Annotated in this window: 15 protein-coding genes; 4 read left to right on the top strand and 11 right to left on the bottom strand. The window is 41.4% G+C overall.

Annotated features, from left to right (window positions below; translation table 11 throughout):
• Positions 1-323: 323 nt before the first annotated feature.
• Both P2W71_RS06295 and P2W71_RS06290 read left to right on the top strand, forming a co-directional pair.
• A complete protein-coding gene (locus P2W71_RS06295) occupies positions 324-578 on the top strand; it encodes a hypothetical protein (RefSeq protein WP_276368467.1) in 255 nt (84 codons plus the stop codon).
• Positions 579-605: 27 nt separating this feature from the next.
• The gene (locus P2W71_RS06290; protein ID WP_276368464.1) at positions 606-1,199 is read left to right on the top strand and encodes a hypothetical protein; all 594 of its coding nucleotides are present in this window, start codon (positions 606-608) and stop codon (positions 1,197-1,199) included.
• Between the two features lie 25 nt (positions 1,200-1,224).
• On the opposite strand, the gene P2W71_RS06285 is transcribed toward P2W71_RS06290, so the two are convergent.
• The 7 genes from P2W71_RS06285 to P2W71_RS06255 all read right to left on the bottom strand — a co-directional run bounded on the left by P2W71_RS06285 (position 1,225) and on the right by P2W71_RS06255 (position 10,361).
• The gene (locus tag P2W71_RS06285) at positions 1,225-1,551 is read right to left on the bottom strand and encodes a hypothetical protein (protein WP_276368462.1); all 327 of its coding nucleotides are present in this window, start codon (positions 1,549-1,551) and stop codon (positions 1,225-1,227) included.
• Positions 1,532-2,563, bottom strand: coding sequence for a selenide, water dikinase SelD (gene selD, locus P2W71_RS06280; RefSeq protein ID WP_276368459.1), 1,032 nt, complete (start codon positions 2,561-2,563; stop codon positions 1,532-1,534). The genes P2W71_RS06285 and selD overlap by 20 nt, the downstream gene beginning before the upstream one ends.
• Before the next feature lie 5 nt (positions 2,564-2,568).
• Complete coding sequence (locus P2W71_RS06275) at positions 2,569-3,288, bottom strand: TIGR00730 family Rossman fold protein (protein WP_276369067.1); 720 nt, start codon at positions 3,286-3,288, stop codon at positions 2,569-2,571.
• 243 nt (positions 3,289-3,531) lie between these two features.
• Complete coding sequence (locus P2W71_RS06270; protein WP_276368457.1) at positions 3,532-4,440, bottom strand: TIGR01777 family oxidoreductase; 909 nt, start codon at positions 4,438-4,440, stop codon at positions 3,532-3,534.
• Positions 4,441-4,538: 98 nt separating this feature from the next.
• On the bottom strand, positions 4,539-7,346 hold the full coding sequence (locus P2W71_RS06265; RefSeq protein ID WP_276368454.1) for a TonB-dependent receptor: 2,808 nt from the start codon (positions 7,344-7,346) through the stop codon (positions 4,539-4,541).
• A gap of 222 nt (positions 7,347-7,568) precedes the next feature.
• Positions 7,569-9,098 carry a hypothetical protein gene (locus P2W71_RS06260; protein ID WP_276368452.1) on the bottom strand — a complete coding sequence of 510 codons (1,530 nt, stop codon included), beginning with the start codon at positions 9,096-9,098 and terminating at the stop codon, positions 7,569-7,571.
• A gap of 276 nt (positions 9,099-9,374) precedes the next feature.
• On the bottom strand, positions 9,375-10,361 hold the full coding sequence (locus P2W71_RS06255) for a MoxR family ATPase (protein WP_276368450.1): 987 nt from the start codon (positions 10,359-10,361) through the stop codon (positions 9,375-9,377).
• 94 nt (positions 10,362-10,455) lie between these two features.
• Between P2W71_RS06255 and P2W71_RS06250 the strand changes: the two genes are divergently transcribed.
• Positions 10,456-11,145 carry a metallophosphoesterase gene (locus P2W71_RS06250; RefSeq protein WP_276368447.1) on the top strand — a complete coding sequence of 230 codons (690 nt, stop codon included), beginning with the start codon at positions 10,456-10,458 and terminating at the stop codon, positions 11,143-11,145.
• An 8-nt stretch (positions 11,146-11,153) separates the two neighbouring features.
• On the opposite strand, the gene P2W71_RS06245 is transcribed toward P2W71_RS06250, so the two are convergent.
• A complete protein-coding gene (locus tag P2W71_RS06245) occupies positions 11,154-12,524 on the bottom strand; it encodes an exonuclease domain-containing protein (RefSeq protein ID WP_276368445.1) in 1,371 nt (456 codons plus the stop codon).
• 69 nt (positions 12,525-12,593) lie between these two features.
• Between P2W71_RS06245 and P2W71_RS06240 the strand changes: the two genes are divergently transcribed.
• Positions 12,594-12,950 carry a phage holin family protein gene (locus P2W71_RS06240; RefSeq protein ID WP_276368443.1) on the top strand — a complete coding sequence of 119 codons (357 nt, stop codon included), beginning with the start codon at positions 12,594-12,596 and terminating at the stop codon, positions 12,948-12,950.
• 86 nt (positions 12,951-13,036) lie between these two features.
• Here P2W71_RS06240 and P2W71_RS06235 read toward each other — a convergent pair whose 3' ends face one another.
• The 3 genes from P2W71_RS06235 to P2W71_RS06225 all read right to left on the bottom strand — a co-directional run bounded on the left by P2W71_RS06235 (position 13,037) and on the right by P2W71_RS06225 (position 15,096).
• Positions 13,037-13,450, bottom strand: coding sequence for a response regulator (locus tag P2W71_RS06235; RefSeq protein ID WP_276368441.1), 414 nt, complete (start codon positions 13,448-13,450; stop codon positions 13,037-13,039).
• A 214-nt stretch (positions 13,451-13,664) separates the two neighbouring features.
• Positions 13,665-14,315 carry a response regulator transcription factor gene (locus P2W71_RS06230; RefSeq protein ID WP_276368439.1) on the bottom strand — a complete coding sequence of 217 codons (651 nt, stop codon included), beginning with the start codon at positions 14,313-14,315 and terminating at the stop codon, positions 13,665-13,667.
• Positions 14,284-15,096, bottom strand: a complete 813-nt coding sequence (locus P2W71_RS06225; protein WP_276368436.1) for a sensor histidine kinase — start codon at positions 15,094-15,096, stop codon at positions 14,284-14,286. Before P2W71_RS06225 ends, P2W71_RS06230 begins: the two co-directional genes overlap by 32 nt.
• Positions 15,097-15,136 lie beyond the last annotated feature (40 nt).

Here is a 15,136-nt window from a genome sequence, read left to right as displayed (position 1 = left end):
TTTTCTTTTTTAAGAGAGCTGCGACTTTTCAGGTCAACGATTGTCAAATTTATTTTGAGCAACAGTGGTCAGTTCATTGTTTTCGGTTGGTGTGACATTGCAAAAAATTAAGTCTTTCTTAGGCGCATCTAAGTCACTAACGTTTCAATAGTTTTCCTTATGAGCTAACAGGCTCTAAAACATTAAAAAACTTCACTTCGAATGGTGTTCAAACAATTCCACATTGTTTAATGGTTTCGAAAGAAGTAGATGCCGAACGCTTAAGGAAAAACTTCGCTAGAGTCAACATTGTGATCAAAGTATTTTTGCTTTATGTTTAATTTATGATCGCATGGGCTGAATTCAAAAATCTGACACTGGAAGAGAAGATCACAACTCTTTACGAAAAAGGTACATTTGTAATGGCCATTCGATATTATGGCTACAAGATAAATTTATATCTACTGGGCAACTACTACCTGGAGGTTTTCATCAATCATAAACACACGATGATTGAAAAAATCGTACCGCTGGATACAATGCATTCCCGAATGAAATTCTATTCGGACCAGATTAAATTACCGGAGGGCACCTATTAATTTTCCCATACCCATTCCGTTAGAACGATGAAGAAATGGAGCCACTATCTTTTCGAAGCCTTCCTAATTGTCTTCAGCGTGTTGTTCGCGCTTTCTATTGAAAATTATGTTGAGCGGCTGAAGATTAAAAATCAGAAGACAATTGCCATCCAAAGGATAAAACTGGAAGTGGAACGTAACTCAAGAATACTCGTTGAGTGGATTCCCAAACATCAAAAAGTTTATGATCTTCTAAATTCCTTGGCGACAGGTAAAAATGATACCCTGCGAAACGCTTTAGCACAAGACAAATATTTCAACTTCGGAATATTGACTGACGAGAAACAAATAATCAACGACATGTTGAGCAACACGGCTTGGGATACTGCTAAATCAACCGGAATTATAACAGAATTTGATTTTGAATTGGTAGAAGAATTAACGAAAGTATATTCACATCAAGACCTGATGATGAATGGTACTTTACAAAATATTCTTACCATTTTAATGAATCAACAGACATATGACACACAAAGACTCGATGAGAATGTGAAGCAGCTCGAACTCAACTTTAGAGAATTAACTGGTCAAGAGCGGGTGTTGGCAAAACTTTATGAAGCGTCGTTGATGAAACTAATTTGATGATGTAGCGAGAACATTTCCTTACTCATATATGAAATAACCATTCGCCATACTGATCATCCTTTGGATTAAAATCCCTGCGCTTTGTAAATTTTTTGTTCAGTACCATTACAGTCTCACACTTTTCTAGCGATAGATTTTTGTATCCAGTGGTTACCCCTTTTTCACTAAATCCGGATTTCTGCCAGCAAGCAATAATCAAATGTTTTTGTTTGCTCATAAATACTCCATGGGGATGGACTAACCGGAATCCATTCTCATGCTTCATTTTGATACTGCAGATATTTCGCGCGGTAGCCGCTGCCCAAAGTTGTTTTGTAATCGCTTCAAGGTTAGTGAACAGTGACTGCATGGCTTTCTTTTGGGACAAGTTTACCAAAAGGTTTTAATTCATGTCCGTGCTGTAACGCAAATATTTCAAAAGATTTTGCGTGCTGCTCAGCCACTGAAACAAGCAGACCCCCGCTAGTTTGGGGATCGGCCAATAACACCTTTTGGTCCTCCGTTATCAAGTTAATCTTCATTCCATAACTATCCCAATTTCGAATTGTTCCCCCTGGAATACATTTTTGCTGGATGTAATAATCCAGAAAGTTAAACCGTGGGATTTCATTAAAATCTATGACAGCCGACACACCGCTACCTTCGCATACTTCGCACAAGTGTCCTAATAATCCAAAGCCGGTTACATCGGTCAACGCATTAACATAAGACAATTCACCAAGAGCACTGCCAAAATTATTCAACTTCAACATGCTTTCGATTGCCTTGCCGAGATGTTCCGGCTTAACCAAGTTTTTTTTCTGAGCTGTTGTGGTGATACCAACCCCCAGGGGCTTCGTTAAGTAAAGCAACGAACCGGCAATTGCGGTATTGTTTTTTTTAAGATATTGTTTTTTAACCGTACCTGTGACAGCCAATCCAAAAACGGGTTCGGGACAATCGATACTATGACCGCCTGCCAATGGAATGCCTGCTTCCTTACATACCTGGCGACTGCCCTCCAATACCAATTTTGCAACATCACCAGAAATCTTGTTGACTGGCCATCCCAATATAGCAATTGCCATAATGGGCACGCCACCCATAGCATATACGTCGCTTATTGCATTGACAGAGGCAATTGCACCGAATGTAATCGGGTCATCGACAATCGGCATGAAAAAATCTGTCGTGCTGATGATGCATGTGCCATCCCCTAAATCAAATACGGCGGCATCATCTTTGGATTCATTACCAACTAGTAAATTCTTAAACGAAGGTTTTGGAAGATCTGAATGCAGTATGGAGTCGAGTATTGCAGGCGAAATTTTACATCCGCAGCCTGCGCCATGGCTGTATTGTGTAAGCTTGATGCTTTCCATTTTTGTTAGAAGTTCGGAGACAACAAGTACTTAGAATAAAAATCGTCGATCACTTTCACTGCGTCCTCGGGCGTATCCACAACATTAAATAAATGATCGTCGTTATCACCGATCATACCTTCGTGCATAAGTACTTTCATCCACCAGTCCACCAAACCTTTCCAAAATTTCTTGCCCACCAAAACAATAGGGAAGCGTCCGATTTTTTTGGTTTGTATCAAAGTAAGTGCTTCCGTCAGTTCATCCAATGTTCCAAATCCCCCGGGCATAACAATGAATCCCTGGGAGTATTTCATGAACATCACCTTACGAACAAAAAAATAATCGAAGGTGATAAGCTTATCCGGATCAATATAGATATTGCCTTTTTGTTCGTGTGGCAGGTAGATATTAAGGCCTACTGATTTTCCTTTCGCACGATGCGCCCCGCGATTTCCAGCTTCCATAATTCCAGGGCCTCCGCCGGTGATAACGCCATAGCCATGTTGTACAAGCTGAAAAGCAATTTCCTCGGCCGTTTTGTAATATGGGTTGCTCGGCCTTACGCGGGCAGAACCAAAAATAGTCACACATGGGCCAATCTTCGCGAGCTTTTCCAGTCCTTCAACAAACTCCGACATCACTTTAAAAATCATCCAACTGTTTGCACCCTTTATCTCTGCCCAGTCTTTATCTTTAAATGCTTGACGAATTTTTTGCTCTTCTTCAAGCTCTTCCTGGGTCATTACATTTTTAATATCTTTCTTTTTTAACTTCATGGATTACATTTTTATTCCTGCAGCGCCTTCGTTCTCGAACCTGTATGTTTGGTAGGCCTTGCATCTTTCCCAATTAGGCAACGAATATACAAGTCTGAAATGGAAAACAAGCTACTTGAAATAGCACTTCGGGTCACGCTTCTTACCTTGTACATAATCCGTTGTAAAACGGAAAAAAAAGTGTGAAGAGGTATCGCAATTGGAAATTTATCATTTCACCAACAAATCTTTCAGGGCATCTTGAATGTGTTCGAACTTAAATCGAAAGCCGGCGGACTGAATTTTCTGTCCAGAAACCTTAGCGCCCTTTAATACCAAATCGGCCATCTCACCTAGCAAAAGTTTTAACACAAATGAAGGTACAGCTGGAATGATCAGGGGTTTGTTAAGCGCTTTTGCAATGGCATAAGTTAACTCCTTGTTGGTAACGGGATGAGGAGCCACTGCGTTGTAAACTCCTTGTAAGGTTTCATCTTCCAGCGTTTTAATAAATAGGTTGCATAAATCGTCCAGGTGAATCCAGCTCACGTATTGCTTTCCCGATCCTAACGGCGCGCCGGCATAAAACTTAACCGGCCGCATAATTTCTTGCAATGCCCCTCCCTTTTCACTTAACACAACACCAATACGGATTTTGACCACCCGAATGCCGAGTTCAGCAATCTGATCAGCCGCTTCCTCCCATCGTCGTACAACGTCAGCCAGGAAATCGTCTCCAGTCTTATCATTCTCTGTAAAGAAATTTTCTGAATCGTCACTGCCATAGTATCCAATTCCGGATGCGGATATAAATGTACGGACTTGGTGATTGCCCTTTTTTAACTCGTCATACAACAAGCGAGTCGATAATGTACGGCTGCTTATGATTTCATTCTTTCGCTCTTTCGTCCATGGCTTGTCTGCTACGCCTGCACCCGCCAGATGTATAATGGCGTGGGCTGGTTGAATCGCCGCAGGATCGAGTTGATTTTTATCAACATTCCACAAAAAAGTTTGAGCGTTTCCAGAACGCGTTGTGCGACTTAAATGCGCTATTCGGTATCCCTTCTCATGAAGTAATGTGGTGAGCCGTGTACCAATTAGTCCGGATGCGCCAGTAATAAGAATGTTTTTAACCACAGTTTCTTGACCGCCAAATTAACATTAGCAGTCAAGAAACAATTAACAGGGTTTTGTCTATTTAGTTTAAACCCTTCCGAAGGAAGCGATCTTACTAATTAAAAAGTCAAAGAATAGCTCACGGTAAAAGTTCTTCCTGGCTTGAATACCGAATAAATTGCTTCAGCATCACCGTGACTTTTGTAAAGATCCTTCTTTTCCGATTTCAAGATATTGTCTGTCCGAAATGTAATTCGATGTTTATTTTCTGCTCCGAAGTTCCGATACACATTAAAGTTCAAACTGTGGAATGGCTGGGTATAAATATCCGGTACCGCACCGACACCAATTATAAAGAGGCTTTCTCCCTGAACATTATATGAAACATTTGCATTCATGGTGCCTTCCTTGTCTGTAAAGTTGAGATATGCATTGATCAAATACGGTGACTGTCCGCCCATAGGTCTTGTCTTATCTATTGTTTCACCAGCCCGGGCGTTAAACTGCCTGGACTGAAATTCATTCAACCCACTTTCATTTACGATTACCGATTCCAAATCCACCTCAGAATTCGCCAACGATACATTTGTACCAAAGGATAATCCGGAAAGTGAAGGGGTGATAAAATCAAGCTTCTTTTTAAACTCGAATTCCATACCATATACCACACTCTCCCCAGAATTCCTAGGCCTTACGTTATCAGGGGCAACATCAAAAGTTACCAGTTCAATGTGTCCATCAAATTGTTTATAGAAGAGTGACAAGGCTATCATATCGCCTCCACCACCTACGAAGAAATTCTCCCATCTTAAATCATAATTATTTATCATAGTTTGATTCAAATTGAGATTTCCATTATAGAATCTCTTGGTAATAGGATCATAAATTTGCGCGGCTGATTTTTCTTTGAACGAAGGTCTTGCTAAAGTTTGACCAAAAGACCCTCTAAGACTCATCGTTTCGGTGAGACTGTATACTAAGTTTACAGAAGGAAGAATATCTAATTCGTCGAGCGTGTGGTCGTTGTCAAACGTGTTGCCAAAAATATCTGCACCGGTGTAAAACATATCTGCTTTTTCAACACGTGCTCCAAAGACCGCTTTCAATCGTTGGAATGTCATTTCCGTCATCACATACCCAGCATACACACTGGAGTTAGCCTCATAGTTGTTGGGCGCTTCGTAATTACCTTCCAGGTATGTTCCGCGTTGGCCATCGGCGGTCCAGATATTTTCAGGTTGCAAAAAATAATCAGGATCCAAAGGTACTCCCGATCTGCTGGTTGCATCAAGGAGATAACTATCGACTTTAAATTCTCTGTCTTTGTAAATCCCCATTGCTCCAAATTGAAGTTTGTTAGACTTGCCATAAGGGAGCGTGAAGTCCAGTTTCAAATTTTCATTGAACTCATTTAAGTCTCTCCAAAATCTTCTTATCCCTGCACCATCTCCACGATTAATGGTAGGGTTTTCAGGGTCAGTTATCGATATGGATGTGGATCTGAAATCAGGATCATAAGTTCTTGAAATCGTAAAAGAATTTTTCCAGTCAGCACGAAGCTTTTTAATTTGATGCGTTCCAGAAAGGATTCCGTTCGTTACCGAGCGTTGAGAATAGGTTAGGATATTTTCATACAGCGTGGCCGACGTCTCGTCATAATTTCGATTAATTCTATCAGACGCTTCGGATACACCATTCTGTGTTCTGAAAACACTGGCAGAGAAACTATGCTTGTCAAATTTTAAAGATCCAGCCAATAATCCACTCCATAAGACACTGGTCTGTGATAATTCACCTTTTCTAACTTCCTCCTTGAATAATTCAGTTTGACTAGCATCGTCATTCTTAGTGTATTCGCCAAACTCGATGTCGTCGTAGTATTCATATCTGTTTTGATAGTTAAATATTGCAGTGTAACCGATGGTCTTCTTGCCAACATTTAATTGGTTACCATGATTGAATGTGAAAGTTGTATTTAAAAAACTTCTTTTGCGTTGTATACCTAGTTGTGGGTTCAAACTCCGCGTCAACGTTTCCAATTGAGGATCGTTGGATGACTCGTTCGGAATTATAGTATTGGAAGGGAAAGGTAATTCCCTCGTGCCATCATCAAATCCAAGCCAATCCGTTTTACCCCCCTTATAATGTAAATAGTTATCTTTTAAATTCATGTCCGGATTAAAGCCAAAGCCAAGTGACACCGTTGTGGTCTTCGATTCAGGAAAACTTTTCATTTCCACATCCACAATGCCACCAGTAAAATCACCCGGCAGGTTCGGAGAAAATGTTTTATAGACGATAACATTTTCCAGAATTGACGTAGGGAAAATATCAATTTGAACATCATTTCTGTCGGGATCTAATCCGGGTATAGTCATACCGTTGAGCGTTGTGCGTGTATACCGATCACCCAGGCCTCGTACATACACGAATTTTCCACTTTGGATTGATACGCCGGTGACCCTTCTTATCGCAGAAGCCAGGTCGCGATCACCAGTTTTTCTAAATGTTTGATAAGACGCTCCATCTAATACATTTGCAGATTTGCGTTGAAATGTCATCAGCCCCAGTTCACTATCGCGCATGGCCTCCGCTGTCACGACTACCTCTCCAAGTTGCGCTACATCGGGCCTTAGAACAACATCCAATGTAGTTACCTCGCCACCTTTTACGGTTACATTTTCAATGGTTTGAGCCTGATAGGAAATATAAGAGATCACGATCGTGTGTACCCCGGGCTCTAATGCAAGAGAATAATTACCTTCAAAATCTGAGCTGATACCTGTAGTGGTGCCTTGCTTCAAAATGGTGGCACCAAAGAGCCCTTCACCTGTTTCACCGTCGGATATTTTACCTCGAATGTGTCCTTGTTGAGCTAGCACAGCAAAACAAAACAAGATGAATGGAAGGATGATTAGCTTTTTCATTTTTATAGATCTTGAACAACGGCAAAGTTACCAGGCGGACCCCATGATAAATAAGAAATCAGATTATCAGGTCTTTAAGCTTTTATTCCAATTCAAGTGTTTTCTTAACATTACTTTAACATTACCCTACTGTTTACAATCGATCGGTAGTGTTAAAAATATTTTACCAATAAAAACAAAAAGCCCCAAAGATTTTGGGGCTTTTGTTAAGCTGAAACAATACTATTTTAAAATTGACTTGGCTGCTGAGACTGTCCAGCTCCATGTTGAAATCGCTGGTGCACCAGTCGCAGTTGCCGATGTAATCTTAGCTGCGGCAGCGGTATCGCTGGCGGCTGTGTCACAGCTTCCGGAAGCCGCATAAACGTCTACTGTAAACCCTGTGAATTGCACCGTGGTGAAAACCAGGTTGTTGTCTACCACATTCTTATAAGCATCCAACGTTGGTGTACATGATCCATCATAGCTACTCGCAAGCTTGATTTTTTTACCCGCAGTGTATCCCGAAAATACTACATTCTCCAGCGTACCCTGTGCTTTTGATTTAAAGTCAGCCAAACTGGATGCATCACTAGGCTTCGTTGGATCACCAATTAAAGTCCCATTTTTTAAGATGAATTTACCTGTCGCGTTTGCAGCTCCCTCCGGCCCATCTATCTCCAATCCTTCATCTGTGTCACCGCCATGAATAACCATAAATCCATCTAGTGTACCTGCATAGGCCTGGTCAATATCGACCCCATCATCACCCTGATAGCTAATTAATAAATTGGAAACATTTACGGACCCTCCAAAAAACTCAACTCCGTCATCAACGTTCGCAAAAACTTCAATGTTGTTAATGGTTGTCCCAGAGCCGACACCGCCTAAAGTAAGCCCGTTGATTTCACTTCCCCCTGAAAGTACGGTTCCTCCATGTCTGATGGAGACGTAGCTGATGGTTCCTGAATTGTCGTTAGCAACGTCGCCGCCGTAAAGTCCAAGTGTTTCACTGGCCGGCACACCTTCTATCTGGGCTTCGGTAGCTCCTGATACTGATATTGGAGCTTTCCCTAAAATCACAAGTCCTCCCCATAAACCCTTATCTTCCTCATCAAGATTTGAACCTGCAGTCTCACCTGGCATAATGTCATCAAGTTCTGAAGTCATTATAATAGGTTTCTCAGCAGTACCCGCTGCGTTCAATTTACCACCACGCGCAACCATGAGGGCAGACGCATTAATGCCTTCCCCCTCTCTTCCTTTAATTATCGTGCCTGCTTCGATTGTTAACGTTGTTCCGTCATCCACAATGACGCGTCCTGCCAATTCATAAATATTATCGGCTGTCCAGGTTACGTCTTCATCTATAACACCGCTTACAACAATTACGTCGGGCACCACTTCTCCTGTTTTATTGATCGCTGCTGTCTCCGATTCTGCTTTGTCATTATTATCTGTTATCGAAACCGTTACTGTTCCGGCACCGGCAGTTGCATCCGCTGTAAATGTGACCACAACATTCCCTGACGTTGCCCCAGCAGCTGGCTCTGACTTTTTTACCGCTGTTCCGCCGGTAGCCGCCACGTTCATTGATTTATAGCCCCCAGGAATCGTGGCTTCAAATGTAATATCTGCCGCAGCTTCAACCTGGACATTTGTAACTGCAGGCGTGGCAATAGATGGTCCATCAGGTGTGGCTTCATCATCATCACACGCCACAAATGACATTACCATGGCAGCAATGGCAAGCATGGACAAAAATTTTTTCATGACTTAAAGTTTAGTTTTTGATTTCTTCTTGACGCCAAAGGTGGTCATCTAATGTTAAACCAAGTCAATCGAGATTTTACGAAATTGTTAGGAACGTGAAGGTTCCTTTATCGGTATGTTAACGCTTTTTCATTAGAGAAAACATTTGCCTTTTTCCGTTCTGTTACGGCAGGTTTTATATTAACGAATTGTTACGTGCTGGTTATTTCGCGGGCATGTAATTCTCATCAACAGAGCGCAGCTGTGGTTGCCGACAATAAAAGTATAAATAAGAATTTATTTGTTAATCGGCACTTTATTTAAAATAGCTTTAATAATATCAGGCGTGCGTACATTATCTGCTTCAGCTTCGTAGTTCAGAATAATACGGTGGTTCATTACGTCAAGCGCGATTTCTTTAATGTCTTCTGGCAATACATAATCACGTCCCTCCATATAAGCCATTGCTTTCGCAGCAAGATTGAGGTTTATACTTGCGCGTGGTGAAGCGCCGAATTGAATATACTGCGCTTGCTCGTTCAATTTATAATCCAAAGGTTTCCGTGTAGCATAAACAAGTTCAATGATGTAACGCTCAAGTGAATCAGAAATAGTGACTTTATTTACCTGATCCCGGATAGCAAAAATATCTTCCTTGCTTAAAACTGTATTAACAGTGTAGTCAAATTTCATGTTTGAAATCCGGCGCATGATTTCCATTTCCTGATTCTTGGTAGGATAATCAACAAAGACCTTCATCATAAATCTGTCGACCTGTGCTTCGGGTAGTGGATACGTTCCTTCCTGGTCAACCGGGTTTTGCGTTGCCATGACCAAGAACGGTCTATCGAGTTTAAAAGTGGTTTCTCCAATAGTCACCTGTTTTTCCTGCATCGCTTCCAATAAAGCAGACTGCACTTTCGCTGGCGATCGGTTGATTTCGTCAGCCAAAATTATATTCGCGAAAATTGGTCCTTTTTTGACTTCAAATTTTCCTTCACGCTGGTTGTAAATCATTGTTCCTACCAGGTCCGAAGGAAGCAAATCTGGTGTAAACTGAATACGCTGAAATTCGAGATGTAATACCTGGGCCAGCGTACTTACTGTTAACGTTTTAGCAAGACCTGGAACTCCTTCTAACAACACGTGGCCATTTGTAAATAAACCGATCATCAGGCGATTAACCATGTACTCTTGGCCAACAACCACTTTGGCAACTTCATGGAAAACTTGTTTTATTTTTTCTTTGTGCTCTTCATGCTTTTCAATCGCTATACTTTCCATGAATATATTCAGGTTTAAACCGATAAAATAACGTAATTATTACCAATTACGGTGGAAATTTTGGAGGAAAAACAATAGGCTAAGATAAAAGGTTATGCCGGCATCCTACGTCATTGGTGATATTCACGGTGCCTGTAAGGCTTTAAGGCAGTGTTTGGCGCGGTCTAAATTTAACTATGAGACCGATCACTTAATTTGTCTTGGGGACATATGCGATGGATGGCCTGAGACGAAACAGTGCGTTGATGAACTCTTGAAAATCAATAATCTCACTTACATTTTAGGTAATCATGACTTATGGTTGATGAATTGGATGAAATCCGGTGAGGTAGAAAGTACCTGGAAATCTCAAGGAGGAATAGCTACAATGGCCTCGTATTCGGAAGGAATTCCATACCCCCACGCTCAACTATTTGAAAAAGCGCTACCCTATTATTTGTTCAACAATAGACTTTTTGTTCATGCAGGGATTGATCCGGAGTTCACGCTCGAACAACAAGATCTTCGAACGCTTTTGTGGGATCGAAATCTGATTCAAAAGGCATGGCAGCTTTTGCTGGATGAGCAAGATTGTAAGCTCACTAAATTTGATGAAGTATATATTGGTCATACTCCAATCCCATTTAACAGGCCCATTCAGTCTTGCGAAATTTGGATGATGGACACAGGTGCTGGCTGGTCTGGCGTTTTATCAATGATGAATATCGCTACGAAAGAATTTTTTACCAGTGACGCGGTGCCTCTGCTCTATCCAGGTGTGGAAGGCAGGATGAAAAAAAGATAAAGACTGTTCTAAAAAACAACGACTTCTGCACCTCGCGGGTTAGTAACGTAGCCGTTTATCAGGGTTTGTATGGTAGGCGTATCAACACTTCGTTTAACAAACGTTTTAGCTGATTCGAAATCTGAAATTGAAAATTGTTTATCAAAAAAACCATAGCCAACGTAGGCACCTTTTTCAACCAACACCAGCGATTGTTCTTCGATATTCCTCCCCCTTCCAATAATTGCAACGGACTCGCCCTGCGCGTTGAATGATTTAATTGCGTTTTCGACCCGCGCATTGTAAACGGCTGCAGATTCTACACCCATACATGCGCCGTGGCATTCACCGGTTTGATATTCAAAACACAACCCTTTGGCTAACTGCAAACCGCAAAGTTTCGGACACAAGTCAAAAGCTCTGACTTTTTCCCACAGAAAACCCCATGCATTGCCCTTGGCATTGAATCGTTTTAAGGGTCGCGATCCACGTGTTACTAAGTTGACCGAAAACCGCAGGTAGCCGCTCCGGTCTTCGTAATCGAAAATTCCCCACTCCTCACTTTTATATTTCTGCGCCTGGTTATACTTCGGCCAAAGCCGGCGAATTTCCTGAGATTCAAGAATAAATGCGATGAGCTCGTTACCAGTAAGCTCATAGCTGATATGATGAATTTCATTTCTGATCTTTGAACGACTCCATTCCCTGGCGTCGCCCGTGAAATGTCCTGCAATTCGCTTTTTTATGTTAATTGCTTTCCCAACGTAAATCACATGGCCGTGTGCGTTATGAAAGTAATATACCCCAGCCATCGATGGCAGTTGATCAAATTCTTCTTTGGGGAGATTAGGAGGCAAAATGGTTTCACCGGAATTGCGTTTAAGCGTTTTTAGAATAAAACTATCCCGATCGCGTCTCAATAATTGGTCGAAGACTTTCGCAGTGGCCTCTGCATCACCTCCCGCCCGATGGCGGTTAAGTATCTGTATCCCCAAACTCTCTGAGAGACTACCTAAACTATAAGAGCGCAATCCTGGGATTATTTTACGACTTAATCGAACAGTACAAAGTTTCTTGGATTGCCAGTTAATACCTACATCCTCAAATTCTTTTTTTAGAAAAGAATAATCGAAATGTGCATTATGCGCTACAAAAATCTTCCCGTCTAATCTTTTGAAAATATCCTCTGCTACTTCTTTGAATGATGGCGCATTGAAAACCATTTCCGATGTGATACCCGTCAGCCCTGTTATATAATAAGGAATATTTCTTTCGGGATTAATTAAGGTGTGAAAGGAGTCGGTTACCCTCATTCCATCATGATGGTAGATCGCTATTTCTGTGATGCGATGGTTTTCAGCGTATCCACCTGTCGTTTCAATGTCAACAATCGCGTACATGGGTGTAAGTTAAAATTTGACTTGTTCACTTAAAAGCGGAACTTCAACCAAATTTTTAAATACGTAAAAATGAACGGTCTAATACGATTTTTACTGTCAGGATTAGCGGTATTGTTGACGGCGTACCTGCTGCCTGGCGTACATGTTGAGCATTACGGCTATGCACTCCTTGCAGCACTCATAATTTCACTAGCCAATCTGATTGTCAAGCCGATATTAATAATATTGACGATCCCTATTACAATTATCACGTTGGGCTTATTTCTTTTGGTGATCAACGCTTTGATAATTTTGATAGTTGAGGCGCTGGTACCCGGATTCGCAGTCGATGGGTTTTGGTGGGCCTTAGCATTTAGCTTGATACTGTCAATTTTTAACAGCATGTTTTCTGAATTGACAAGTTCCAAAGAAAACGACAGTAGGTAAATACTTTCCTGTCTGCATGCAGATTTCTATTAGGAGACTGGGAGAAGGAATTCTCTTACGGATGTTTTCGCCTAAGGAAAGAAACTTTAATTTACTCGGCTGCCAGAAAATATATCATTCGGGTTCGAGTGAGGAGAGAAATTTAAATTTTTTACCGCAGCTTTTAAACGATCTTCCACTTCCGAAACAGGCAGAATAGCCTCAACACCCAAAGATTTTACAAGGCTGTTGAACTTCAAATCCGAATGTGCAGTATCTGTTATCAAAATAACAGGTGTATCGCGATTTATTGTATTCGTTCTAATGGAACGGATGAGTTCGAAACCTGTGACCACAGGCAGGTCAGTGCCGCAAATTATCAGATCGAAATGTTCGATTCGAGAGGTTAGGAGCCCATCCAAACCAGATTCTGTTTGAAGCACAACGGGTTTATCTTCGCTAAGCACCGACGCAATTACGTTAACGGTTTTCTTCTGCCTGTGAACCACAAGAATTTTCATGCTTTTATTTATTTGGCACGCGGCCAAATAACTGATATGAATATCGCATAAGGTTTTCAATTGCATTTGCAGAGAGGGTCTTCCGTCCGTATGTGTATTGCCTGAAAAAGACAGGTACCTTGCGCATTGACGCAATTAAGCGGATTACAGAAGAATTTATCAGCGCTCAGATTCAACAAAAATAGTACAATTATACTATCCCTCGCGTCGAGGATTAAATTACGACACCCGCCTCATAAGCGTATTTGACCAAGCCAACAATGTTACGTACGCCAACTTTTTCCATAATATTTACGCGGTGGTTCCGGACAGTGTTTTCGCTTAAAAATAAGCGTTGGCCTATTTCCTTCATTGTTAATTCCTGGCAAATCAAGAACAGTATTTCCTTTTCCCGTTCGGTTAGTTCTGCAGGTTTAAAGTTCGGGCGTTGGGCAATCTTACGTTCAGTGACATTTTTCCGTAGAACCGAGGCCACCAGATCGTTATGATAAAAATCTTTGTCTGCAACGGCATAAATAGCCCTCTCAAGCTCATCAGGTTCGGTATTTTTCAAGAGAAATGCATGCACGCCTAAATCCATCATGTGGAGAATAAATTTATTACTGTCGTGCATCGTGAGAATAATAATTTTTACCTCAGGATATTTTTGAACTATCTGGGTGCTGGTTTCGGTACCATCCATGATGGGCATTTGCAGATCTACGATAGCAACATCAGGGACCTCATTTTTAATAAGAGTCAAAAGCTCCTTTCCATTTTCTGCGTCTTTTACATCGCTGATACGGTCAAAACTTCGCAGCAAATTGACCATAGCCTTGCGAAATAAGGTGTGATCATCGGCGATGTAGACTTTCAGTTTTTTCATAGGGAACTCTCAATGTTATCTTGCTTCCTTTCGGTCTTTTGGTATCGTACTCCAGCTTTGCATTTAATAACCGCGCCCGGTTTTCCATATTATATAACCCCAAGCCTGAGCCATTTGGTGTAACATGATGTTTTAAAAAAGGATCGAAGCCTATGCCATCGTCCTCTACACTAATGGTCAATTGATCTCCTCCAATAACCTTAACCTCTATCGTTGATGCCTGTGCATGTTTAATAGCATTGTTGATCAACTCCTGGACTATACGAAATATTTTTAATTCGCTTTTTGTTTCAATGAATTGTACTTCGCCTTCTTCGCTAAAGGTCACCGGAATCAATGACGCTGCCTGAAACCGTTCGCAAATTTCCTTCAATGCAGGTAACAATCCAAATTTCTCGAGTGTAGAAGGCATCAAGTCAAGACTTATTCTTCGTACAGAAGTAAGGGTATCATCAAGCATTTGTTTTGATTGGTCAATTATTTTTGGATCAGGAAGTTGCTTGGCGATCGAGGTCAAGCCAACGCGGATGGTAGACAACATTCCTCCAACACTGTCATGGAGGTCGCCAGCGAGCTTCCGGCGCTCATTTTCTTCTGATTCCAAGGTGGCTTCCAGCATCTTTTGTTGAAAGTCCAATTCAAGTTGCTGACGTTTCACCTGCTCCTGAATCATTTTTTTTTGATAGAATACAACGAATACAATTATAAAACCGGCGAGTACCAGCATGCCGACCGTTGCCAGCGAAAAAATAAGCGTGAACTGGGAAACCTCAGCATCCATCCCCGAAAATAAAAATGAACGACATCAATAAGAAATTTAG

Source organism: Chryseolinea sp. H1M3-3 (assembly GCF_029360725.1).
Taxonomy (GTDB): domain Bacteria; phylum Bacteroidota; class Bacteroidia; order Cytophagales; family Cyclobacteriaceae; genus Chryseolinea.
The sequence above is the reverse complement of the archived record's forward strand: the minus strand, read 5'-3'. Positions and strand labels throughout refer to the sequence as shown.